The sequence below is a fragment of the Variovorax sp. H27-G14 genome (assembly GCF_046156345.1).
Lineage (GTDB): Bacteria > Pseudomonadota > Gammaproteobacteria > Burkholderiales > Burkholderiaceae_C > Variovorax.
On record NZ_JAYLVN010000001.1, the window covers coordinates 391,316 to 414,369 of the forward strand.

Here is a 23,054-nt window from a genome sequence, read left to right on the forward strand (position 1 = left end):
GCGGAGTTGCCTTACAGCAGGTGGGCGACGCCGGCGCGTTCGCCTTCGAGCTCTTCGAGCGTCTTGTTGATGCGTTCCTGGCTGAATGCGTCGATCTCGAGGCCTTCGACCAGCTTGTACTCACCGTTTTCGCAGGTGACCGGGAAGCCGAACATCACGTCGTTGGGAATGCCGTACTGGCCGTCCGACGGAATGCCCATGGTGACCCACTTGCCGTTGGTGCCCAGGGCCCAGTCGCGCATGTGGTCGATGGCGGCGTTGGCGGCCGAGGCAGCCGACGACAGGCCGCGTGCTTCGATGATGGCCGCGCCGCGCTTGCCCACGGTGGGCAGGAACGTGTTGGCGTTCCATTCCTGGTCGTTGATCAGCTTGGCAACGCTTTCGCCGTTGATGGTGGCGAAGCGGTAGTCGGCGTACATCGTGGGCGAGTGGTTGCCCCAGACGGTGAGCTTTTCGATGTCGGCCACGGCCTTGCCGGTCTTGGCGGCGATCTGGCTGGCGGCACGGTTGTGGTCCAGGCGCAGCATGGCGGTGAAGTTCTTGCGCGGCAGGTCAGGCGCGCTCTTCATGGCGATGTAGGCGTTGGTGTTGGCGGGGTTGCCCACCACCAGCACCTTGACATTGCGGCTGGCCACGGCGTTGAGGGCCTTGCCTTGCGCAGTGAAGATGGCGCCGTTCACGGCCAGCAGTTCGGCACGTTCCATGCCGGGGCCGCGGGGACGCGAACCGACCAGCAGTGCGTAGTCGGCGTCCTTGAAGGCGGTCATCGGGTCGCCGTGGGCTTCCATGCCGGCCAGCAGCGGGAAGGCGCAGTCGTCGAGCTCCATCATCACGCCCTTGAGCGCCTTCTGGGCCTTCTCGTCGGGGATTTCAAGCAGTTGCAGGATGACCGGCTGGTCTTTGCCGAGCATTTCGCCGGATGCAATACGGAACAACAGGGCGTAACCGATTTGACCGGCGGCACCGGTAACGGCAACGCGAACGGGCTTTTTGCTCATGGGAAGACTCCAGAAGGTAATGAAACGGTGTCGGCGCTCTCGTGGGGCGCCAGGGGCTCCGGCGGGGCGAAATACCCTCCCGCAGCGAAACCGCAATATTTTAAGCCGATTCAATGAGGGCCGTCTTATGTCTTATATAAGATATCCTCTCGGGGCCCCGCCAAGGCGCACCCCACCGCTGCCATGAACACGCCCACCACCCTCGACGAGCCCACGACGCCGTCCTTCAGTCCGCTCTACCAGCAGATCAAGACCCTGATCCTGCAGAGCCTGCAGGCGGGCGAGTGGAAGCCCGGCGAGCCCATCCCCAGCGAGATGGACCTGGCCGCGCGCTACCGCGTGAGCCAGGGCACGGTGCGCAAGGCCATCGACGAGCTGTCGGCTGAAAACCTGGTGGTGCGCCGCCAGGGCAAGGGCACTTTCGTGGCCACGCATGCCGAGCAGCATGTGCAGTACCGCTTCCTCAAGCTGCTGCCCGACGCGGGCGACCCGAGCACCGAGGGCCCCGCGGTGCGCACCATCGTCGACTGCAAGCGGCTGCGCGCCTCGGCCGACGTGGCGCGCGCGCTGGGCCTGCGCACCGGCGACGCCGTGCTGCAGGTGGGCCGCGTGCTGGCCTACGGCGGCGTGCCGACCATCCTCGAAGACCTCTGGCTGCCCGGCACCCCGTTCAAGGGCCTCACCGCCGAGCGGCTGCGCGCGTGGCCCGGGCCGATGTACGCGCTGTTCGAGACGGAATTCGGCGTGCGCATGGTGCGAGCCGAGGAAAAGATCCGCGCCGTGCTGCCCGACGCCGAACAGGCCCGCCTGCTCGACGTGCCGCGCCAGATGCCCCTGCTGAGTGTGGAGCGCGTCGCGCACACCTACCATGACATGCCGATGGAGCTGCGCCGCGGCCTCTACCGCACCGACACGCACCACTACAGAAACCAGCTGGGCTGACCCCGATGATGCAGACGACACAGGCCGAACCTTGGTGCGCCAACGTGCGCACACAACCCGTGCGACGTGCTACGAAGTCAATAGCATCCGACTGCAATGGTGCGCCGACTCGTGCGTGTCCGCTGCCCGATGGTGCATTGCAATAGAATTTTGCGTTGTTTGCATTTCCGCATAAGAAACAAAAGCGTTCGCTCTCAGAACAAGTCACCAAGCCACGAAAGCAATCCCCCATGTCAGAGCTTGCAACACCCCCCCGGCCGCCGCGTCGCGAATTCCGCAACATCAATGCGTTCACCGACCTCACGACCTACCGGCTGCCGCCGGCCGGCATCGTGTCGATCCTGCACCGCGTGAGCGGCGTGATCATGTTCCTTCTGCTGCCGTTCATCATCTGGATGTTCGACACGTCGCTGTCATCTGACTACTCGTTCGCCAGATTCAAGGCCGCCTTCAACATCGGCGTCGGCTTTGCGCCGGGGTGGTTCTTCAAGCTGGTCGCACTCGCGCTCATCTGGGCCTACCTGCACCACTTCATTGCCGGCCTGCGCCACCTCTGGATGGACGTGAGCCACGCGGCGGTCACCAAGGAATTCGGTCACAGCTCCGCCCTGGTCACGCTGTCCCTGAGCATCCTGCTCACCGTGGTGCTCGGCGCCAAGTTGTTCGGCCTGTACTGAGAAGAAAAGCCCACCATGTCTGTGAATTACGGTTCCAAGCGCATCGTCGTCGGCGCGCATTACGGTCTGCGCGACTGGCTCAGCCAGCGCATCACCGGCGGCCTGATGGCCCTCTTCACGATCATCCTGCTCGCGCAGCTGATCTTCTCCCGCGGCCCCATCGGCTACGACCTGTGGGCCGGCATCTTCGCCGCGCAGTGGATGAAGGTGCTCACGTTCTCCGTGATCATCGCCCTGCTCTATCACGTGTGGGTTGGCATGCGCGACGTGTGGATGGACTACGTCCAGCCCGTCGGCATCCGTCTCGTGCTGCAAATTTTCACCATCGTCTGGCTTGTCGGTTGTGCGGGTTGGGCGATTCAAGTGCTTTGGAAGATCTGAGCTCCCCATGACTTACACAAAAGACAAAATCACCAAGCGCAAGTTCGACGTCGTGATCGTTGGTGCCGGCGGCTCCGGCATGCGCGCCTCGCTGCAACTGGCACGTGCCGGCCTCAACGTGGCCGTGCTGTCCAAGGTGTTTCCCACGCGTTCGCACACCGTGGCGGCCCAGGGCGGCGTGGGCGCATCGCTCGGCAACATGAGCGAAGACAACTGGCACTACCACTTCTACGACACGATCAAGGGCTCCGACTGGCTCGGCGACCAGGACGCGATCGAGTTCATGTGCCGTGAAGCACCCAAGGTGGTGTACGAGCTCGAACACTTCGGCATGCCGTTCGACCGCAACCCCGACGGCACCATCTACCAGCGCCCGTTCGGCGGCCACACCGCCAACTACGGCGAAAAGGCCGTGCAACGCGCCTGCGCCGCGGCCGACCGCACCGGCCACGCGATGCTGCACACGCTCTACCAAAAGAACGTGGAAGCCCGCACCCAGTTCTTCGTGGAATGGATGGCGCTCGACCTCATCCGTGACGACGAAGGCGACGTGGTCGGCGTGACCGCACTCGAAATGGAAACCGGCGACCTGCACATCCTGCAGGCCAAGACCGTGCTGCTGGCCACCGGCGGTGCAGGCCGCATCTTCGGCGCCTCGACCAACGCGTTCATCAACACCGGCGACGGCCTGGGCATGGCCGCACGTTCGGGCATTCCGCTGCAGGACATGGAGTTCTGGCAGTTCCACCCCACCGGCGTGGCCGGCGCGGGCGTGCTGCTGACCGAAGGCTGCCGCGGCGAAGGCGCCATTCTGCTGAACAGCAACGGCGAACGCTTCATGGAGCGCTATGCGCCCACCCTGAAGGACCTGGCACCGCGCGACTTCGTGTCGCGCTCGATGGACCAGGAAATCAAGGAAGGCCGTGGCTGTGGTCCCAACAAGGACTACATCCACATGAAGCTGGACCACCTGGGCGCAGAAACCATCCACAAGCGGCTGCCGTCGGTCTACGAAATCGGCATCAACTTTGCCAACGTCGACGTCACCAAGGAGCCGATTCCGGTGGTGCCCACCATCCATTACCAGATGGGCGGCATCCCGACCAACATCAACGGCCAAGTCGTCATCCAGAAGGGTGAAGAGAACAGCGCCGTGGTGAACGGCCTCTACGCCGTGGGCGAATGCTCCTGCGTGAGCGTGCACGGCGCCAACCGCCTGGGCACCAACTCGCTGCTCGACCTGCTGGTGTTCGGCCGCGCGGCCGGCAACCACATCGTGCAGTTCAACGACAAGCTCAAGGAACACAAGGCCCTGCCGACCGACGCGGCGGACCGCTCGCTGGAGCGGCTGAACCGCCTGGAGTCGACCACCGAGGGCGAATACGCGCAGGACGTGGCCGGCGAGATCCGCGCCGTCATGCAGCAGCATGCCGCCGTGTTCCGCAAGCAAGCCTCGATGGACGAAGGCGTGCTCAAGATCGCCGCCGTGCGCGAGCGCGTCAAGGCGATCGGCCTGAAGGACAAGTCCAAGGTGTTCAACACCGCGCGCATCGAAGCGCTGGAAGTCGACAACCTGATCGAAGTGGCGCAGGCCACCATGGTCTCGGCGGCCGCCCGCAGGGAATGCCGTGGCGCCCACACGGTGGAAGACTACGAGCGTCCCGCGGACGATCCGGTCGCACCGCTGGGCCGCGACGACGTCAACTGGATGAAGCACACGCTCTGGTACAGCGAGGACAACCGCCTCTCGTACAAGCCCGTCAAGCTGCAGCCGCTGACGGTGGCTTCCGTGCCGCCCAAAGTCCGCACGTTCTAAGAATATTTACAAGGTCCATACGATGAAGCGCACATTCCAGATCTACCGCTACGACCCGGACAAGGACGCCAAGCCCTACATGCAGACGGTCGAGGTCGAACTCGACGGCCACGAGCGCATGCTGCTGGACGCCCTGATGAAGCTCAAGGCGCAGGACCCCACGCTGTCGTTCCGCCGCTCGTGCCGCGAAGGCGTCTGCGGCTCCGACGCGATGAACATCAACGGCAAGAACGGCCTCGCCTGCCTGACCAACATGCTCACGCTCAAGGGCACGATCGTGTTGAAGCCGCTGCCGGGCCTGCCCGTCATTCGCGACCTGATCGTGGACATGACGCAGTTCTTCAAGCAGTACAACTCCATCAAGCCGTACCTGCAGAACGACAACGTGCCGCCCGAGAAGGAACGCCTGCAGTCGCCCGAAGAGCGTGAAGAGCTCGACGGCCTGTACGAGTGCATTCTTTGCGCCAGCTGCTCCACGAGCTGCCCCAGCTTCTGGTGGAACCCCGACAAGTTCGTGGGCCCCGCCGGCCTGCTGCAGGCCTACCGCTTCATCGCCGACAGCCGCGACGAAGCCACCGCCGAGCGCCTGGACAACCTGGAAGACCCGTACCGCCTGTTCCGCTGCCACACGATCATGAACTGCGTGGACGTGTGCCCGAAGAACCTGAACCCGACCAAGGCCATCGGCAAGATCAAGGAACTGATGGTGCGTCGCGCCATCTGAGCCTGATTCATTGCACAGAGACGCCACCATGCAAACCGCCGCCGACTCCGACCAGCCGCTCAGCGAACGTGCGCTCAGCAAGCTGAAATGGCGCTGCCGGCGCGGACTGCTCGAGAACGACCTGTTCATCGCCCGCTTCTTCGAGCGGCACGAAGCCCGCATGACCGTCGGTCAAGCGGGAGCGATGGAGACACTGATGGACCTGTCGGACAACGACCTCCTCGACTTCCTCCTGCGTAGAAAGGAGCCCGAGCCCGAATGGGCCGGGGCCGAAGTGGCCGCATTGCTGCAGCTGATGCGCACCGACGGCGCTCAGCGTCCCGTCATTTCTCCTTCGTCCTGAATCCACCTCTGAAAGTAAACCGAAATGAAAGCATCCGATACCAAGGCCACGCTGTCGTTCAGCAACGGCGGCGACAGCGTCGACCTGCCGATCTACAAGGGCACCGTGGGCCCCGACGTGATCGACATCCGCAAGCTGTACGCACAGACCGGCATGTTCACGTACGACCCGGGCTTCATGTCGACCGCTGCCTGCCAGTCGGCCATCACGTACATCGACGGCGACAAGGGCGAGCTGCTGTACCGCGGCTACCCCATCGAGCAGTTGGCCACCAACTGCGACTTTCTGGAAACATGTCACCTGCTGCTGTACGGTGAACTGCCGGACCAGGCCAAGAAGGAAGACTTCACCAAGGTGGTGACGAACCACACCATGGTGAACGAGCAGATGCAGTTCTTCCTGCGCGGTTTCCGTCGCGATGCCCACCCGATGGCCATCATGACCGGCCTCGTGGGCGCCCTGTCGGCCTTCTATCACGACAGCACGGACATCAACAATCCGGAGCATCGCGAGATTGCCGCGATCCGCCTGATCGCGAAGATGCCCACGCTGGTGGCCATGGCGTACAAGTACACGATCGGCCAGCCGTACATGTACCCGAAGAACGACCTGAGCTACGCGGGCAACTTCCTGCACATGATGTTTGCCACGCCGTGCGAAGAGTACAAGGTGAACCCGGTGCTCGAGCGCGCGCTCGACCGCATCTTCATCCTGCACGCAGACCACGAGCAGAACGCATCGACCTCCACGGTGCGCCTGTGCGGCTCGTCGGGCACCAACCCCTTCGCGGCCATTGCGGCCGGCGTGGCCTGCCTCTGGGGCCCTGCACACGGCGGCGCCAACGAAGCAGCACTGAACATGCTGTACGACATCCAGAAGGAAGGCGGCGTCGAGAAGATCGGCGAGTTCATCAAGAAGGTCAAGGACAAGAACTCGAACGTCAAGCTCATGGGCTTTGGCCACCGCGTGTACAAGAACTACGACCCGCGCGCCAAGCTGATGCAGGAAACCTGCAACGAAGTGCTGACCGAGCTGGGCCTGGAAAACGACCCGCTGTTCAAGCTGGCCAAGGAACTGGAAAAGATCGCCCTGGAAGACGAATACTTCGTGTCGCGCAAGCTGTACCCGAACGTCGACTTCTACTCGGGCATCGTGCAGCGCGCCATCGGCATCCCCGTGCCGCTGTTCACCGCGATCTTCGCGCTGGCCCGCACCGTGGGCTGGATCGCCCAGCTGAACGAAATGATCGGCGACCCCGAGTACAAGATCGGCCGCCCGCGCCAGCTGTTCGAAGGCTCGCCCAAGCGTGATGTGAAGCCGATCACGGCCCGCTGATCCGCGCTGTTGCAAGCCAATGAAAAAGCTGCCTTCGGGCAGCTTTTTTCGTTTCAGGCGTTCGATGCGTCGGCAAAGTGCAGCAGGCTGCGCACCACCAGCGGCGCGCCCGTGGCCAGCATGGGCTGCCAGCCTGGGGGCGCCGCGTTGAAGACCGAATCGGCATCGGCATCGAGCAGGCCGTAGAACACCTCGGCCACGATGCGCCCGCCGACCCATCCCAGCTGGGTCTGCGCGCCGGGCCCCGTGAGCAGCAGGTCTTCGTTGAACTGCTTGTGGCCGAGCGCCGCGACAAGCGGCGCCTGGGCCTCCGCCAACACGTAGAACCACAGCGGCGTGGCGCTTTCGAGCGCGGGCGTGATCGGCACGAACTTGAAGGTGCCGTCCGCCGTGCCGGGCCGGCGAATCACGAGCTGCGCCTTGTGCAGCGGCGTGCACGGCAGGCCGGCCGCCATCAGCGCCGCAGCCACGGCCTGGCCGCTGGCAACGCGATAGCTGTTGCCGCGCAGCAGGTTCAGCAACGCGAGCGACGGGCGCGGCGGCGTCACCACGGTGTCGGGCAGCTTGGCGGGCGCGATGAGCTCGCCCGCCTGCTCGGCCGTGCCCTCGCCGGCCACCTGGGCACGCGGCAGCACGCCCAGTGGATCGACCAGCGTCGGGTCGAGCTTGTAGGCGAACTGCAGCCGCACGGCCACGCTCTCTGTTTCGTCGGCAGCGGTGGCGCGCGATTCGGTCGGCAACACCAGCGGCAGCGTCTTGGGAAAGAAGCGCCCCCAATCGTCGATGACCTGGTTGTTGGTGATCGGGTCGAAGCCCAGCAGGCTGTCGGCGCCGGCCGTGGTCGTCGGATCGTTGCTGGCCGGAAAGATGCTGAAGCGGTTGCCCGTGCCCGCGTTCATGCGGTAGCCGGTGCGCACGCCCGAATGCCCGAAGCGATAGGCGGCGGCCACGAACTCGCGTGGCAGGTTGTAGCGCTTCTCGGGCGGATAGAGCGCGTAGTTGGGTGCGCGCTCGTCGGGGGTACGGTGGTGCAGGTTGTCGAGCACCTCGGCGTGGATGATGCGCGGCAGGAAGTCGTCGACCAGCAGGCGCTGGTACGTCCAGCGCACCTCGTTGCGCGCCGACGGAAAGAGCCGGTCGGGCACGCTCCAGGTCGACGGGGCACGCGTCTTCAGCGCATCGACCACGGCGTTGTGATACTTCACGAACGCGAGCTGCAGCTGGCTCACGATCGAGTTCTCGTCGTTGCGCTTGTCGCCGATGATGGCGCGCCCGTTCGGGTTGCGCAGCAGGTCGCGCGCGGCCACTGCCTTGGGGCCTGTGGACGAGCCCGGCGGGTCGTTCTTGAACAGCAGCTTTTCGCCCGCCGCGTCGTACATGAAGGGCTGGGCATCGGGGCCGTCGCCGTAGAGGCAGTCGAGGTCGAAGCGCGGGGTTCGCAGGTTGGTGGGCGCGCTGCCCGTTTCGGGGTCGAGCGTGGAGGTGCTGTCGAAGGTCAGGTCGTGGTCGACCATTTGCCCGAAGTAGGTGTAGCCCGCGGGCACCAGGATGTTTTCTTCCGGGTCGGGTCCGTCCTTGACGGTGTCGACGTCGCCCTTCATGTCCGCTGCCAGCTTGGCCAGCGCCTGCATGTCGTAGCTGGCCGCGCGCAGCGGCAGCATCGACGTGAATTCCGTTACGCGTCGCCCGACGACGCCATGTCCCATGTCACTCATGCTGAACTCCTCGATGGATTGGTCGAGTCCCTCCCGGCGCGCGATAGAGCGCGGGAGAGGCGATTGGCATTGGCGACCTCTGGCCGGGAGAGCGCGATTTGCGTTGTACGTTGACGTCGGAGGCGATTGGAGACCCGGTGCGCGCCCGCGTCCATAGTGCTAACGCACTAGCGGCGAATGGCCGAGGGACACGCCAAGCACCATGCATTCGATGCTCCGGCGGGCGCAAATGGCGAGGTGGCTCATCGTGAAGCGGAAATCGACCCCTCTCGGATTGCGATGAATAGGCGTCAAAAAACAGGGAAAATAGCCTTCCCCATCGCCAGCCGCGATGCCCAACCCCATGAGTACTTCTGAACGCAACTTTGCCCGTCGCATCGACCTCACGTCGCTGCAGCTGTTCGTTGCCGTGTGCGAACTGGGCAGCATCGGCCGCGCGGCGGAGCGCGAGTTCATTGCGGCGTCGGCCATCAGCAAGCGGCTGTCCGACCTGGAGGCCACGCTCGGCACCACCCTGCTCTACCGCCATGCACGCGGTGTAGACCTCACGCCCGCGGGCGAAAGCCTGCTGCACCACGCGCGCTCGGTGCTGTACAGCCTGGAGAAGATGCAGGGCGAGCTCAGCGAATACGCCGACGGCGTGCGCGGCCATGTGCGGGTGCACGCCAACATTTCGGCCATCGTGCAGTTCCTGCCCGAAGACCTGGGCGTGTTCACGCGCGCCCATGAAGCCATCAAGATCGACCTGGAAGAGCACCTGAGCAGCGAGGTGATTCGCGCGGTGCAGGAAGGCGCGGCCGACCTTGGCGTGTGCCACGTGGCGGGCGGCGCGGGCGAGCTGCAGAGCCTGTCTTACCGCCATGACCGCCTGGCGCTCATCGTGCCCACGGGCCACCCTCTGGCGGCGCAGCGCGCAATCGATTTCGTCGATTCGCTGGCCTTCGACCACGTCGGGCTGCACACCAACAGTTCGATCTATGTCGCCATGCACGAGGCCGCGCTGGCGGCCGCGCGCAGCGTGAAGCTGCGCATTCACGTGACGGGCCTGGACGCGATGTGCCGGATGATCGAAAACGGCCTGGGCATCGGCGTGATGCCGCAGCGCGCGTTCGAGTTGATGCGCGATGGCATCGGGCGCGGGCTGGTCAGCGTGATGCTCAACGACGCCTGGGCTGCGCGCGAAATTCGCCTGGTGGCGCGCGATTTTTCGACGCTGCCCGTGGCGGCGCGCACGCTGGTCAATCACCTTCACGCCGCGGCCGCAGACACTGCCGCGGACGGTCAGCCGCTCGCGGCCTGACGCACAAGAACAGACAATCCATTTCCCCACGAAAGACAAAAATGGCACGCACGCTCTACGACAAGATCTGGGACGAACACGTCGTCCACACCGAGGACGACGGCACCGCAATCCTCTACATCGACCGCCACCTGGTGCACGAAGTGACCAGCCCGCAGGCGTTCGAAGGCCTGCGCGAAGCCGGCCGCAAGCTGTGGCGCATCAGCTCGGTGGTGGCCACGGCCGACCACAACACGCCCACCACCGGCTGGGAGCGCGGCTATGAAGGCATTGCCGACCCGACCAGCAAGGAGCAGGTCACCACGCTGGACAACAACATCGCCGAATTCGGCGCGGCCGCGTTCTTTCCGTTCCTGAGCAAGCGCCAGGGCATCGTGCACGTGATCGGGCCCGAGTCGGGCGCGACGCTGCCGGGCATGACGGTGGTCTGCGGCGACTCGCACACCTCCACGCACGGCGCGTTCGGCGCGCTGGCGCACGGCATCGGCACCAGCGAGGTCGAGCACGTGATGGCCACGCAGACGTTGCTGGGCAAGAAGGCGAAGAACATGCTCGTGAAGGTCGACGGCAAGCTGCCCCTGGGCTGCACGGCCAAGGACATCGTGCTGGCCATCATCGGCAAGATCGGCACCGCCGGCGGCACGGGCTACACCATCGAATTCGCGGGCCAGGCCATTCGCGACCTGAGCATGGAAGGCCGCATGACGGTGTGCAACATGGCCATCGAGGCCGGTGCGCGCGCCGGTCTGGTGGCGGTCGACGAAAAGACCATCAGCTACGTGAAGGGCCGCCCGCTCGCGCCCACCGGCGTGGAGTGGGAACAGGCCGCCACCTACTGGCGCACGCTGCAGTCGGACCCTGGCGCGAGCTTCGACGCCGTGGTCGAGCTCGACGCCGCGCAGATTCCGCCGCAAGTCACCTGGGGCACCTCGCCCGAGATGGTGGTCGACATCAACGGCCGCGTGCCCGACCCCGACAAGGAAAAGGACCCCAGCAAGCGTGGCGCCATCGAGCGCGCGCTGGTCTACATGGGCCTGGAGCCCAACAAGGCCATGAACGACATCTTCATCGACAAGGTGTTCATCGGCTCGTGCACCAACAGCCGCATCGAGGACATGCGCGAAGCCGCTGCCGTGGTGAAGAAGCTGGGCCAGAAGGTCGCCAAGAACGTGAAGCTCGCGATGGTCGTGCCTGGTTCGGGCGTGGTGAAGGAACAGGCCGAGCGCGAAGGGCTCGACCTGATCTTCAAGGCCGCGGGTTTCGAATGGCGCGAACCCGGCTGCTCGATGTGCCTGGCCATGAACGCCGACCGCCTGGAACCCGGCGAGCGCTGCGCATCGACCAGCAACCGCAACTTCGAAGGCCGCCAGGGGGCCGGTGGCCGCACCCACCTCGTGAGCCCGGCCATGGCCGCCGCTGCCGCGGTGCACGGCCACTTCGTCGACGTTCGTACGTTCGCCTGAACACACAAGAGATCCACATGCAGAAATTCACCGTGCACAAGGGCCTCGTGGCCCCCATGGACCGCGAGAACGTCGACACCGACGCGATCATTCCCAAGCAGTTCCTGAAGTCGATCAAGAAGACCGGCTTCGGCGTGAACCTGTTCGACGAATGGCGCTACCTGGACGCCGGCTTTCCGGGCCAGGACCCGGCCAGCCGCAAGCCCAACCCCGACTTCGTGCTGAATCAGCAGCGCTATGCCGGCGCCTCGGTGCTGCTGGCGCGCAAGAACTTCGGCTGCGGCTCGTCGCGCGAACATGCGCCGTGGGCACTCGACCAGTACGGCTTTCGCGCGATCATTGCGCCCAGCTACGCGGACATCTTCTTCAACAACAGCTTCAAGAACGGCCTGCTGCCGATCGTGTTGCCCGAGGCACAGGTCGCCCAGCTGTTCGACGAGGCGTTGGCATTCCCCGGCTACACGCTGACAGTCGACCTGGAACGCCAGGTGGTGGTGAAGCCCGACGGCGGCGAGCTGGCATTCGACGTGCAGGCTTTTCGCAAGTACTGCCTGGTCAACGGGCTGGACGACATTGGCCTCACGCTGCGCCACAAGGACAAGATCAAAGCCTTCGAGGCCGAGCGCCTGGCGCAGAAGCCGTGGCTCGCGCACACGATGCTGCCGAACGCCTGAGCGTGGCTCCCCTTCATCTCTTCAACACACGACAAAAATGAAAATCGCAGTTCTCCCGGGTGACGGCATCGGTACCGAAATTGTGGCCGAGGCCGTCAAGGTGCTCGACGTGCTCGACCTGAAGTTCGAAATGGAATCGGCCCTGGTCGGCGGCGCGGCCTACGAGGCGCACGGCCACCCGCTGCCCGAGTCGACGCTCAAGCTCGCCAAGGAATCCGACGCGGTGCTGTTCGGCGCCGTGGGCGACTGGAAGTACGACAAGCTCGACCGCCCGCTGCGGCCCGAGCAGGCCATCCTGGGCCTGCGCAAGAACCTGGGCCTGTTCGCCAACTTCCGCCCCGCCATCTGCTACGAGCAGCTGGTGGACGCGTCGAGCCTGAAGCCCGAGCTGATTTCGGGGCTGGACATCCTGATCATTCGCGAGCTGACCGGCGACATCTACTTCGGCCAGCCGCGCGGGCGCCGCGTGGCCACCGACGGTCACTTTCCGGGTGCCGAGGAAGCCTTCGACACGATGCGCTATTCGCGCCCCGAGGTCGAACGCATCGCCCGCGTGGCCTTCGAAGCAGCCCGCAAGCGCAGCAAGCGTGTGACCAGCGTGGACAAGGCCAACGTGCTGGAGACTTTCCAGTTCTGGAAGGACATCGTCACCGAGATTGGCAAGGAGTATCCGGACGTCGAGCTCGACCACATGTACGTCGACAACGCGGCCATGCAGCTCGTGAAGGCGCCCAAGAAGTTCGATGTGGTGGTCACCGGCAACATGTTCGGCGACATCCTCTCGGACGAGGCCGCGATGCTCACCGGTTCCATCGGCATGCTGCCCTCGGCGTCGCTCAATTCGAGCAACCAGGGCCTGTACGAGCCGAGCCACGGCAGCGCACCCGACATTGCGGGCAAAGGGGTTGCCAATCCTTTGGCTACAATCCTGTCCGCTGCCATGATGCTCCGCTTCTCACTCAACCAACCCGAGGCTGCCGACCGTATCGAGTCGGCGGTGAAGCATGTGCTTGCCTCCGGGCTGCGCACGGGCGACATCTGGTCGGAAGGCACGAAGCGCGTCGGCACCCGCGAAATGGGCGACGCGGTCGTTGCAGCAATCACCAAAAAGACGATTACCGGCTAACCGCAGCCCGCTTCGTCACGCCCCTCCCCGGCTCGACGAGTCGGGGGCAAAAAAGAGCAAATTTTTTCTTTTTTCATCAAAGGGCAAACTGAAATGGCGAACGCATCTCAACCTCTGGTCGGCCTCGTAGGCTGGCGCGGCATGGTCGGCTCGGTCCTGATGGACCGCATGCAGGCCGAAGGCGACTTCGGGCTCATCGAGCCGATCTTCTTCTCGACCTCCAACGCCGGCGGCAAGGCTCCGGCAATGGCCAAGAACGAGACCGCGCTGAAGGCTGCGAACGACATCGAGGCACTGAAGAAGTGCGACATCGTCATCACCTGCCAGGGCGGCGACTACACCAGCGAGGTGTTCCCCAAGCTGCGCGCCGCCGGCTGGAACGGCCACTGGATCGATGCCGCCTCCACCCTTCGCATGAAGGACGACGCCATCATCGTGCTCGACCCCGTCAACCTGCCGGTGATCGAGAACGCGCTGGCTAAGGGTGGCAAGAACTGGATCGGCGGCAACTGCACCGTGAGCTGCATGCTCATGGGCGTGGGCGCCCTCTACAAGGCCGGCCTGGTCGAGTGGATGACCAGCATGACCTACCAGGCAGCCTCGGGCGGCGGCGCGCAGCACATGCGCGAGCTGCTGACCCAGTTCGGCACCCTGAACACCGAAGTGCGCGCCCTGCTGGACGACCCGAAGTCGGCCATTCTCGAGATCGACCGCAAGGTGCTGCACAAGCAGCAGAACCTGAGCGCGGCTGAAACGGCCAACTTCGGCGCGCCGCTGGGTGGTTCGCTGATCCCCTGGATCGACAAGGACCTGGGCCTGGGCAAGAGCCAGGACGATGCCGAATGGGGCATGTCCAAGGAAGAGTGGAAGGGCGGCGCCGAAACCAACAAGATCCTGGGCCAGGGCGCGGGCTTCGGCACCGCCGCCACGCCGGTCGACGGCTTCTGCGTGCGCATTGGCGCCATGCGCTGCCACAGCCAGGCCCTGACCTTCAAGCTCAAGAAGAACGTGCCGCTGGCCGACATCGAAGCGCTGATCGCCGCCGACAATCCCTGGGCGAAGGTGGTGCCGAACACCCGCGAAGCCACGGTGAAGGACCTGACGCCGGTGGCGGTGACGGGCACCATGGACATTCCGGTCGGCCGCATCCGCAAGCTGGCAATGGGCCCCGAATATGTGGGTGCCTTCACCATCGGTGACCAACTGCTGTGGGGCGCCGCAGAACCGCTGCGTCGCATGCTGCGCATCCTGCTCGAAGCCTGATATGGGTCGCTCAGCGCCTTTTGAAACACGAATTGTTGCCAATTGGCAACAGTGAATGTGATCGTAAGTATGCGCGCACTGGGTAGAACGGGCGCAGTGCCTTGTCAGTGCACGATGTTGATGCTAACGTCCTCTTACAAATTCTGGGCCTGAGCCGCCCCCTATCAGCATGACAAGACATCTGTTGCCTGCGGCCAGCCCATCGGCCGCTCGCCCGCCTCTGCCATCGAACGGTTGGCGCCTTTCCATTCTGGGTGCGGCGGCAGCTGTGGCCCTGGGCATTGCCAGCACCGACGCCAGCGCTTTTGCGCTGGGTCAGCTGAAAGTGCAATCGGCGCTGGGCGAACCGCTGCGAGCGGAGATCGACGTGACCGAAATAGCCGCCAACGAGGCGGACGGTCTGAAGATCAGCATCGCCACCGCCGAAGCCTTCAAGAGCGCCGGCGTGCCCTACAACGCAGCGCTCAGCGACGTCAAGGCGACGCTGCAACGCCGCGCTGGCGGGCAGTATGTGGTGCGCCTGAGCGGCAACCGCCCGCTGAACGATCCGTTCATCGACCTGCTGCTGGAAGCCAACGGTTCGTCGGGCCGCATCGTGCGCGACTACACCGTGCTGCTGGACCCGCCCAGCGCGCGCCAGCCGGCCGCCAGCACGCAGGCCGCGCCTGCTGCACCGATCCCAGCCCAGATTGCTACGCCCGTCGAGCGCCCCGCAGCCGCGGCACGCGCCCGCCGTGAGCGCGCTGCACCGCCGGTCGCCGTCGCACAGGCCTCGCCGGCCCCGTCGGCACCTGCCGCAACGGCACCCGCCCCCGTCACGGCTGCCGCACCGGCACGCACTGGCGGCGGCAGCGGTGACCAAGTCACCGTGCAGCGTGGCGACACCGCCAGCAAGATCGCCGGCGCCCACAAGTCGGCCGACGTGTCGCTCGACCAGATGCTGGTGGCGATGCTGCTGTCCAACCCCGACGCGTTCGTCGGCGGCAACATCAACCGCATGCGCGCCGGTGCCGTGCTCGACCTGCCCACCGCAGCCGAAGCCGCCGCCGTGCCGCCCACGGAAGCGCGCCGCACCGTCACCGCACAAAGCCGCGATTTCGGCTCGTACCGCCAACGCCTGGCCGAAAACGCGCCCACCGCGAACGTGGCGGCCGCAAGCCGCAACGCCTCGGGCAAGCTGCAAGCCAACGTCGAAGACCGCAATGCCGCGGCCAACGCGCCGGACAAGCTCACCATCTCGCAAGGCAGCGCCTCCACCCGTGCCGCCGACGAAAAAGTGGCACAGACGCGCCAGGCGCAAGACAGCAAGACCCGCGTGGCAGAGCTGTCGAAGAACATCGAGGAGCTGAACAAGCTCAAGGCCGGCGCAGGCACAGGCACCGGTGCAGCGGCACCCGCCGCAGGCGCAGCCCCGGCCACAGCGCCGGTCACGCCTGGTATTCCGGTGCCGGCACCGACCACCGCAGCCACAACCACGCCAACGGCCACTCCCGCAGCGGTAGCTGCTGCGCCCGCACCGACACCGGCCCCGGCGCCAGCCCCCGCAGCGGCACCTGTTGCCGCGGCACCGGCCGCTCCCACGCCTGAAGCAACGGCCGCCGCGACCGCAGCAGCCCTCGCCCCGGTCGCTGGCACGCCGTCGACCACCGATGCAACGGCAACGCCCGCGGCAGCGACAGCAAGCGCCGCTGCGGCCCCGAAGCCAGCACCAAAGAAGGCGGTCGCACCCCCGCCTCCGCCAGAGCCCACTTTCCTCGAAGAACTGCTCGACAACCCGTTGATGCTCGCCGGCGGCGCGCTCATCGCGCTGCTGATCGGCTTCCTGCTGTACCGCGTGCTGGGTCGTCGGCGCGAGGAAATGAGCGAGAGCGTGTTCCTCGAAAGCCGCATTCCGAAGGACTCGTTCTTCGGTGCCAGCGGTGGCGAATCGGTCGACACCAAGAACCGCGGTGACTCCACCGTTTCGTCGCTGTCGTACTCGCCGAGCCAGCTCGACGCGGGCGATGTCGACCCTGTGGCCGAAGCCGACGTGTACCTGGCCTACGGCCGCGACCTGCAGGCAGAGGAAATCCTGCGTGAAGCGCTGCGCCTGAACCCGGACCGCACCGCCATCCACCTGAAGCTGCTCGAAATCCATGCCAAGCGCCGCGACGTGCGCGCCTACGAAAGCCTGGCCACCGAAGTGCACAAGCTGACCGGCGGCGCGGGTTCCGACTGGAACCGCGTGGTCGACATGGGCAAAGACCTCGACCCAGGCAACCCGCTGTACGAATCGGGCGCCCCCCGCAGCGGTGGCGCCAGCGCCGCCGAAACGGCCGCCTTCGCAGGCGCCCTGGCTGCAGCCGCCAAGCCGGTGGCACCGCCGCCGCCCGCGGCACCGGTCGCATCGGCGCCGCCGGCGTTCGTGCCCTCGGTCGCACCGCTGGACTTCGACCTCGACCTGACCGCGCCGCCCGCACCAGCCCCCGCCCCGAGCCATGCACCCGTCGGCGCCAGCTTGCCGAAGTCGGCCTACGCACCCGCACCGACGGCTGCACGCCCCGCCGCGCCTCTGTCGAACGGCCACGCCGCCACGCCGGTCGATCTCGAAAACGACTTCGACACCGCCCCCGGCGCGCTGACCGCCAACACGCTGCCCGGTTCGCTGAGCGACGTGGACAACACCCGCCCCGCCATGCTGCGCAATGCGCTGCCGGCCGATTCGGGCTTCATCGAGTTCGACATGAGCGCACTGGCCGGCCTGCCCGCTGCCCGCGCGCCCGAACCCGAGCCGGTCACCCGCCCGGCGGCCATGGCCTCGGACGACGAAGGCGACGAAAGCCCGCACGCCGTCAAGCTGTCGCTTGCACGCGAACTGCAGGCCATCGGCGACGTCGAAGGCGCCCGTTCGCTGGTCGAGGAAGTCGAAGCCGAAAGCGCTGGCGACGTCAAGACGCAAGCCCGTCAACTGCTCGCCGAGTTGCGCTGAGCGGTTGCTGTTTCTGTCCGTGAATCCGTGAGGCCGGCGTCTTGAGACTGGCGCTTGGCATCCGATACAACGGCCAGGCGTACGAGGGCTGGCAAAGCCAGCGCTCGGGCCGCACGGTGCAGGACAAGCTGGAGGCGGCGCTCGCGAAGTTCACCGCTCAGCCGCCCGGCACCATCGGCACGCTTTGCGCCGGGCGCACCGACGCCGGTGTGCACGGGCTGATGCAGGTGGTGCACTTCGACACCACCATCGAGCGCGAGCCCTTCTCCTGGATGCGCGGCACCAACCGCTTTCTGCCCGCCGACATCGCGGTGCAGTGGGCCCAGCCGGTGCCCGACGAATTCCATTGCCGCGCCAGCGCCCTGGCCCGCCGCTACCTCTACGTGCTTTCTCAGTCGCCGGTGCGGCCCAGCCTCGACGCCGGCCGGGTCGGCTGGTCGATGCACCCGCTCGACGGCGACGCGATGCGCAAAGCCGCGGCCGTGCTTATCGGCACGCATGACTTCAGTTCGTTCCGCGCCTCGGCCTGCCAGGCCAAGTCGCCCGTGAAGAATCTGCGCCGCATAGAGATCACGCGCGTAGGCGAAGGTGAACGCTGCCGCTGGCATTTCGAGTTCGAAGCCGACGCCTTTCTGCACCACATGATCCGCAACCTGATGGGCTGCCTGGTGCGCATCGGGCGCGGCGACGAGCGCGTCGAATGGATCTCCGAGGTGCTCGAGGCGCGCAGCCGCAAGGTGGCGGCCCCCACCTTCTCCGCGGACGGCCTGTACTTCGTGGGCCCGTTGTACGACGCCAAGTGGGGGCTGCCGGCCGAGGCCACGCTGCAGGCCGGCGGCGCTGCTTATGATGGCCCGCCATGACCGCGCCCACCCTCCCCGCCCCGCGCACCCGCACCCGCATCAAGATCTGTGGCCTGACGCGTGAGACCGACGTCGATGCGGCCGTCGAAGCCGGCGCCGATGCCATCGGCTTCGTGCTGTATCCGAAAAGCCCGCGCGCCGTGACGCCCGAGCGCGCCGCCGAACTGGCCGCGCGCCTGCCCCCGTTCATCACGCCCGTGCTGCTGTTCGTGAACGAGGATGCGCCCAAGGTCATGGCGGCACTCGCACGCGTGAAGGGCGCGATCGCCCAATTCCATGGCGAAGAGTCGCCCGAACAGTGCGAACAAGCCAGCGGCCCGCAGCGCTTTCGCTACCTGCGCGCCGCCCGCATTCCACTGGGGGCTGCCGGGGTCGGCTTCGACCTCGTAAAATACGCGTCCGATTACTCCCACGCCCAGGCCATCCTGCTCGACGCCCATGTCGAAGGTTATGGCGGTGGCGGCAAGGCTTTCGATTGGTCACTTCTTCCACCCGCCGTCGACGCTCACCTCGTCTTGAGTGGTGGGCTCACACCTGCAAACGTGAGCGATGGCATTCGCATTCTGCGGACGCGCTGCAAGTCGCTGTCCGTTGATGTGAGCTCGGGCGTCGAAATCGACGGCCCGGGGAACAAGGGCCTCAAGGACACCGGAAAAATCCGGCAGTTCGTCGCCGCTGTCAGGGCAGCCGACGCGTCCTTCTCCAGTTAGCCGCCGCAGCCGATCGATGTCGGGCTGCGGCCCACCGATCGAGAACCATGCAAAGCAACTACCAGCAACCCGATGCCTCCGGCCACTTCGGCAACTACGGCGGCACCTTCGCGAGCGAGACGCTCACACACGCCATCAACGAACTGCGCGACGCGTACGCGAAGTTCAAGGACGATCCGGCCTTCCTGGCCGAATTCCACTACGAGCTGAAGCACTTCGTCGGGCGCCCGTCGCCGGTCTACCATGCCGCGCGCACCAGCCGCGAAATGGGCGGCGCGCAGATCTACCTGAAGCGCGAAGACCTGAACCACACCGGCGCGCACAAGATCAACAACGTGATCGGCCAGGCGATGCTCGCGCGGCGCATGGGCAAGCCCCGCATCATTGCTGAAACCGGCGCCGGCCAGCACGGCGTGGCCACGGCCACCATCTGCGCGCGCTACGGCCTCGAATGCGTGGTCTACATGGGCAGCCAGGACGTGAAGCGCCAGAGCCCCAACGTCTACCGCATGAACCTGCTGGGCGCCACCGTGGTGCCGGTGGAGTCGGGCAGCAAGACACTGAAGGACGCGCTCAACGAGGCGATGCGCGACTGGGTCACCAATGTGGAAAACACTTTCTACATCATTGGCACCGTGGCCGGCCCGCACCCTTACCCGACGATGGTGCGCGACTTCCAGAGCGTGATCGGCACCGAGTGCATCGCGCAGATGCCCGCCATGCTTGCCGCCGACGGAATCACCGGCGAGGCAGAGGGCAAGCAACCCGACGTGGTGGTTGCCTGCGTGGGCGGCGGCAGCAACGCCATGGGCATCTTCCACCCCTACATTCCGTTCGCCGGCACGCGCCTGATCGGCGTGGAGGCGGCGGGCGAAGGGCTGGACAGCGGCAAGCATTCGGCTTCCATCCTGCGTGGCAGCCCCGGCGTGCTGCACGGCAACCGCACCTACCTGCTGCAGAACGAAGACGGCCAGATCACCGAGACCCACAGCATCAGCGCCGGCCTCGACTACCCCGGCGTGGGACCGGAGCACGCGTATCTGGCCGACATTGGCCGTGCCGAATACGTCGGCATCACAGACATGGAGGCGCTCGAAGCCTTCCACTACCTGTGCCGCACCGAGGGCATCATCCCGGCGCTCGAATCCAGCCATGCTGTGGCCTACGCCATGAAACTCGCCAAGACCATGCGCCCCGACCAATCCATTCTGGTGAACCTCTCGGGCCGTGGCGACAAGGACATCGGCACCGTCGCCGACCTGTCGGGCGTCGATTTCTACGACCGGCCTTCGATGCGCGGTCTGAGCGTGAAGGGAGGCAAGTGATGAGCCGCATTGCAGCAACCTTCGAGGCACTGAAAAAAGACGGTCGTCGCGCCCTCATTCCGTACGTGACCGCCGGCTTCCCCTTCGCAGACATCACGCCGGAGCTGATGCACGGCATGGTCGAGGCCGGTGCCGACGTGATCGAGCTGGGCGTGCCCTTCTCCGACCCGATGGCCGATGGCCCCGTGATCCAGAAGGCCGGCGAAGCCGCGCTGGCCATGGGCGTGGGCATGAAGCAGGTGCTGGCCATCGTGGCCGCGTTCCGCAAGAAGGACTCCACCACACCCGTGGTGCTGATGGGCTATGCCAACCCGGTCGAGCGCTACGACCTGGTGCACGGCAAGCAGGCCTTCATTCGCGACGCGGCCGCCTCCGGTGTGGACGGCTTGCTGGTGGTCGACTACCCGCCCGAAGAGTGCGAAGCCTTTGCCGCCGAGCTGAAAGCAGCTGGCATCGACCTGATCTTTCTGCTGGCGCCCACCAGCACCGACGAGCGCATGGCCCAGGTCGCGCGCATTGCCACCGGCTACGTGTACTACGTGTCGCTCAAGGGCGTGACCGGTGCCGGCCACCTGGACACCGAGGCGGTCGGCCGGATGATTCCGCGCATTCGCCAGCATGTGGGCATACCGGTTGGCGTGGGCTTCGGCATTCGCGATGCGCGCACCGCACAGGCGGTTGGCTCGGCTGCCGACGCGGTCGTGATCGGCACCAAGATCATTCAACTCATCGAAGACCAGCCGCGCGAACGCGTGGTGCCGGCGGTGCGTGAATTTCTCGCGGGCATCCGCGAGGCGCTCGACGCGCTGCCGGCCGCTACCCCCAAGAACGCGGCTGGCCGATAATCGCCGTTGCCCTCACCCCCAGCCCCTCTTTCGCCATGCGAAAAAGGGGAGCTAATTCGGAGTCCTATGAGCTGGCTTGAAAAACTGCTACCCGCCAAGATCGCACAAACCGACCCCTCCGAGCGCCGCCAGGTGCCCGAGGGCCTGTGGATCAAGTGCCCCGCCTGCGAGACCGTTCTGTACAAGACCGACCTCGAACACAACCAGAATGTCTGCCCCAGCTGCAGCCATCACCACCGCATCGGCGCCCGCGCGCGGCTCGACGCGTTCCTCGACCCCGAGGGCCGCTACGAACTCGGCCAGGAAGTGCTGCCGGTCGACGCCCTGAAATTCAAGGACAGCCGCAAGTACCCCGAGCGCCTGAAGGAAGCCCTGGAAAACACCGGCGAAACCGACGCGCTGGTCGTGCTGGGCGGCTCGGTGCACAGCATCAACGTGGTCGTGGCCTGCTTCGAATTCGAATTCATGGGCGGCAGCATGGGCAGCGTGGTCGGCGAGCGCTTTGTGCGCGGCGTCGAGACGGCCATCGAACAGAAGGTGCCCTTCATCTGCTTCACCGCCACCGGTGGCGCGCGCATGCAGGAAGGCCTGCTCTCGCTCATGCAGATGGCCAAGACCAACGCCTCGCTCACCCGCCTGGCGAAGAAGGGCCTGCCCTACATCAGCGTGTTGACCGACCCGACCATGGGCGGCGTGAGCGCCGGTTTCGCCTTCGTAGGTGACGTGGTGATCGCCGAGCCCAAGGCGCTGATCGGCTTTGCCGGCCCGCGCGTGATCGAGTCGACCGTGCGCGTGACGCTGCCCGAAGGCTTCCAGCGCGCCGAGTTCCTGCAGACCAAGGGCGCCATCGACTTCATCAGCGACCGCCGCGAACTGCGCAAGACCATTGCCAGCACGCTGGCCATGCTGCTGCGCCAGCCGGCCGACGCGGTCAGCTGAGCGACACGCTCCAAGACGAAAAAAGGGCCCGGGTAGCATTGCACCCGGGCCCTTTTTTCATGGCGTCTTCAGAAGGTCAGTTGGTAGGCGAACACCAGCAGGTTGCTCAGCACGATGGCAAGGATCTGCAGCACCACGATGGCCGCCAGCGGCGACAGATCGACCCCGCCAATCAGCGGAATGAAGCGGCGAAACGGCCGCACCAGCGGATCGGCCAGGCGCGAGATCAGGTCGAGCAACACGGGTGAGGCACCTGGAATCCACGACAGCACCGCATAGACAACCAGCAGCGCCGTGAGGCCCGAGACGGCCAGCTGCATCAGCCCGACCAGCGACACCAGCGGCAAGGTGGCGATGTGCCCCAGGTTGCCGATGAGCATCCACAGCAGCAGGAACTTCACCATCACCAGCAGCCAGGCCGCGATCAAGCTCGCCAGGTCCCAGCGCTTCACCGACGGCACGATGCGCCGCAGCGGCAGCACGATCCAGTCGGTGATGCCGAAGATGAAGCGCCCGAGCGGGTTGCCGAATGGCACCCGGTGGTACTGCATGTAGAGCCGCAGCAGGCAGGCGCCGCCGAGCAGGCCGACGATCACGTCGAGGAGGAATGAGGGGATCTGATAGAGCATGAGAACGCAGCCGTGAGC

Annotated in this window: 22 protein-coding genes; 19 read left to right on the forward strand and 3 right to left on the reverse strand. The window is 65.8% G+C overall.

The genetic code is table 11. From position 1 onward, the window contains the following. Nucleotides 1–11: 11 nt before the first annotated feature. A complete protein-coding gene (locus VLK31_RS01885; RefSeq protein WP_409166670.1) occupies nucleotides 12–998 on the reverse strand; it encodes a malate dehydrogenase in 987 nt (328 codons plus the stop codon). A gap of 183 nt (nucleotides 999–1,181) precedes the next feature. Here VLK31_RS01885 and VLK31_RS01890 point away from each other — a divergent pair, with 183 nt between their 5' ends. From VLK31_RS01890 to gltA, 7 genes are all read left to right on the forward strand, one after another. Then, nucleotides 1,182–1,940, forward strand: a complete 759-nt coding sequence (locus VLK31_RS01890) for a GntR family transcriptional regulator (protein ID WP_409166671.1) — start codon at nucleotides 1,182–1,184, stop codon at nucleotides 1,938–1,940. A gap of 230 nt (nucleotides 1,941–2,170) precedes the next feature. Further along, nucleotides 2,171–2,617, forward strand: coding sequence for a succinate dehydrogenase, cytochrome b556 subunit (sdhC, locus tag VLK31_RS01895; RefSeq protein WP_409166672.1), 447 nt, complete (start codon nucleotides 2,171–2,173; stop codon nucleotides 2,615–2,617). Nucleotides 2,618–2,632: 15 nt separating this feature from the next. After that, nucleotides 2,633–2,998 (forward strand): succinate dehydrogenase, hydrophobic membrane anchor protein, encoded by a 366-nt coding sequence (sdhD, locus tag VLK31_RS01900; protein ID WP_409166673.1) that lies wholly within the window; start codon nucleotides 2,633–2,635, stop codon nucleotides 2,996–2,998. 7 nt (nucleotides 2,999–3,005) lie between these two features. Next, nucleotides 3,006–4,814 (forward strand): succinate dehydrogenase flavoprotein subunit, encoded by a 1,809-nt coding sequence (gene sdhA / locus VLK31_RS01905; RefSeq protein ID WP_409166674.1) that lies wholly within the window; start codon nucleotides 3,006–3,008, stop codon nucleotides 4,812–4,814. Nucleotides 4,815–4,836: 22 nt separating this feature from the next. Next, complete coding sequence (locus tag VLK31_RS01910) at nucleotides 4,837–5,538, forward strand: succinate dehydrogenase iron-sulfur subunit (protein ID WP_409166675.1); 702 nt, start codon at nucleotides 4,837–4,839, stop codon at nucleotides 5,536–5,538. 28 nt (nucleotides 5,539–5,566) lie between these two features. Further along, nucleotides 5,567–5,881 carry a succinate dehydrogenase assembly factor 2 gene (locus tag VLK31_RS01915; RefSeq protein WP_409166676.1) on the forward strand — a complete coding sequence of 105 codons (315 nt, stop codon included), beginning with the start codon at nucleotides 5,567–5,569 and terminating at the stop codon, nucleotides 5,879–5,881. Nucleotides 5,882–5,905: 24 nt separating this feature from the next. Continuing rightward, on the forward strand, nucleotides 5,906–7,216 hold the full coding sequence (gltA, locus tag VLK31_RS01920) for a citrate synthase (RefSeq protein WP_116908244.1): 1,311 nt from the start codon (nucleotides 5,906–5,908) through the stop codon (nucleotides 7,214–7,216). Nucleotides 7,217–7,269: 53 nt separating this feature from the next. On the opposite strand, the gene VLK31_RS01925 is transcribed toward gltA, so the two are convergent. Continuing rightward, on the reverse strand, nucleotides 7,270–8,931 hold the full coding sequence (locus tag VLK31_RS01925) for a peroxidase family protein (protein WP_409166677.1): 1,662 nt from the start codon (nucleotides 8,929–8,931) through the stop codon (nucleotides 7,270–7,272). 177 nt (nucleotides 8,932–9,108) lie between these two features. Here VLK31_RS01925 and VLK31_RS01930 point away from each other — a divergent pair, with 177 nt between their 5' ends. From VLK31_RS01930 to accD, 12 genes are all read left to right on the forward strand, one after another. Next, on the forward strand, nucleotides 9,109–9,288 hold the full coding sequence (locus tag VLK31_RS01930; protein WP_409166678.1) for a hypothetical protein: 180 nt from the start codon (nucleotides 9,109–9,111) through the stop codon (nucleotides 9,286–9,288). Further along, nucleotides 9,275–10,231, forward strand: a complete 957-nt coding sequence (locus VLK31_RS01935) for a LysR substrate-binding domain-containing protein (RefSeq protein WP_409166679.1) — start codon at nucleotides 9,275–9,277, stop codon at nucleotides 10,229–10,231. Before VLK31_RS01930 ends, VLK31_RS01935 begins: the two co-directional genes overlap by 14 nt. A 41-nt stretch (nucleotides 10,232–10,272) precedes the next feature. Then, nucleotides 10,273–11,694: a 3-isopropylmalate dehydratase large subunit gene (gene leuC, locus VLK31_RS01940; protein ID WP_409166680.1), complete on the forward strand. Its 1,422-nt coding sequence runs from the start codon at nucleotides 10,273–10,275 to the stop codon at nucleotides 11,692–11,694. Between the two features lie 17 nt (nucleotides 11,695–11,711). Further along, entirely contained in the window at nucleotides 11,712–12,368 is a 657-nt protein-coding gene (leuD, locus tag VLK31_RS01945; RefSeq protein WP_409166681.1) for a 3-isopropylmalate dehydratase small subunit, read from the forward strand. A gap of 37 nt (nucleotides 12,369–12,405) precedes the next feature. Then, on the forward strand, nucleotides 12,406–13,494 hold the full coding sequence (gene leuB, locus VLK31_RS01950) for a 3-isopropylmalate dehydrogenase (protein WP_409166682.1): 1,089 nt from the start codon (nucleotides 12,406–12,408) through the stop codon (nucleotides 13,492–13,494). A 93-nt stretch (nucleotides 13,495–13,587) separates the two neighbouring features. Further along, a complete protein-coding gene (asd, locus tag VLK31_RS01955; protein WP_409166683.1) occupies nucleotides 13,588–14,757 on the forward strand; it encodes an aspartate-semialdehyde dehydrogenase in 1,170 nt (389 codons plus the stop codon). A 169-nt stretch (nucleotides 14,758–14,926) separates the two neighbouring features. Continuing rightward, complete coding sequence (locus VLK31_RS01960) at nucleotides 14,927–17,725, forward strand: FimV/HubP family polar landmark protein (RefSeq protein WP_409166684.1); 2,799 nt, start codon at nucleotides 14,927–14,929, stop codon at nucleotides 17,723–17,725. A 41-nt stretch (nucleotides 17,726–17,766) separates the two neighbouring features. Continuing rightward, entirely contained in the window at nucleotides 17,767–18,588 is an 822-nt protein-coding gene (gene truA, locus VLK31_RS01965; RefSeq protein WP_409166685.1) for a tRNA pseudouridine(38-40) synthase TruA, read from the forward strand. After that, complete coding sequence (locus tag VLK31_RS01970) at nucleotides 18,585–19,298, forward strand: phosphoribosylanthranilate isomerase (protein WP_409166686.1); 714 nt, start codon at nucleotides 18,585–18,587, stop codon at nucleotides 19,296–19,298. Before truA ends, VLK31_RS01970 begins: the two co-directional genes overlap by 4 nt. 47 nt (nucleotides 19,299–19,345) lie before the next feature. Beyond that, the gene (trpB, locus tag VLK31_RS01975; RefSeq protein ID WP_409166687.1) at nucleotides 19,346–20,623 is read left to right on the forward strand and encodes a tryptophan synthase subunit beta; all 1,278 of its coding nucleotides are present in this window, start codon (nucleotides 19,346–19,348) and stop codon (nucleotides 20,621–20,623) included. Then, a complete protein-coding gene (gene trpA, locus VLK31_RS01980; RefSeq protein WP_409166688.1) occupies nucleotides 20,623–21,468 on the forward strand; it encodes a tryptophan synthase subunit alpha in 846 nt (281 codons plus the stop codon). The genes trpB and trpA overlap by 1 nt, the downstream gene beginning before the upstream one ends. Nucleotides 21,469–21,534: 66 nt before the next feature. Beyond that, entirely contained in the window at nucleotides 21,535–22,407 is an 873-nt protein-coding gene (gene accD / locus VLK31_RS01985; RefSeq protein WP_409166689.1) for an acetyl-CoA carboxylase, carboxyltransferase subunit beta, read from the forward strand. A gap of 68 nt (nucleotides 22,408–22,475) precedes the next feature. Here the strand turns inward: accD and VLK31_RS01990 are convergent, their stop codons facing one another. Further along, nucleotides 22,476–23,036, reverse strand: a complete 561-nt coding sequence (locus VLK31_RS01990; RefSeq protein WP_409166690.1) for a YggT family protein — start codon at nucleotides 23,034–23,036, stop codon at nucleotides 22,476–22,478. Nucleotides 23,037–23,054 lie beyond the last annotated feature (18 nt).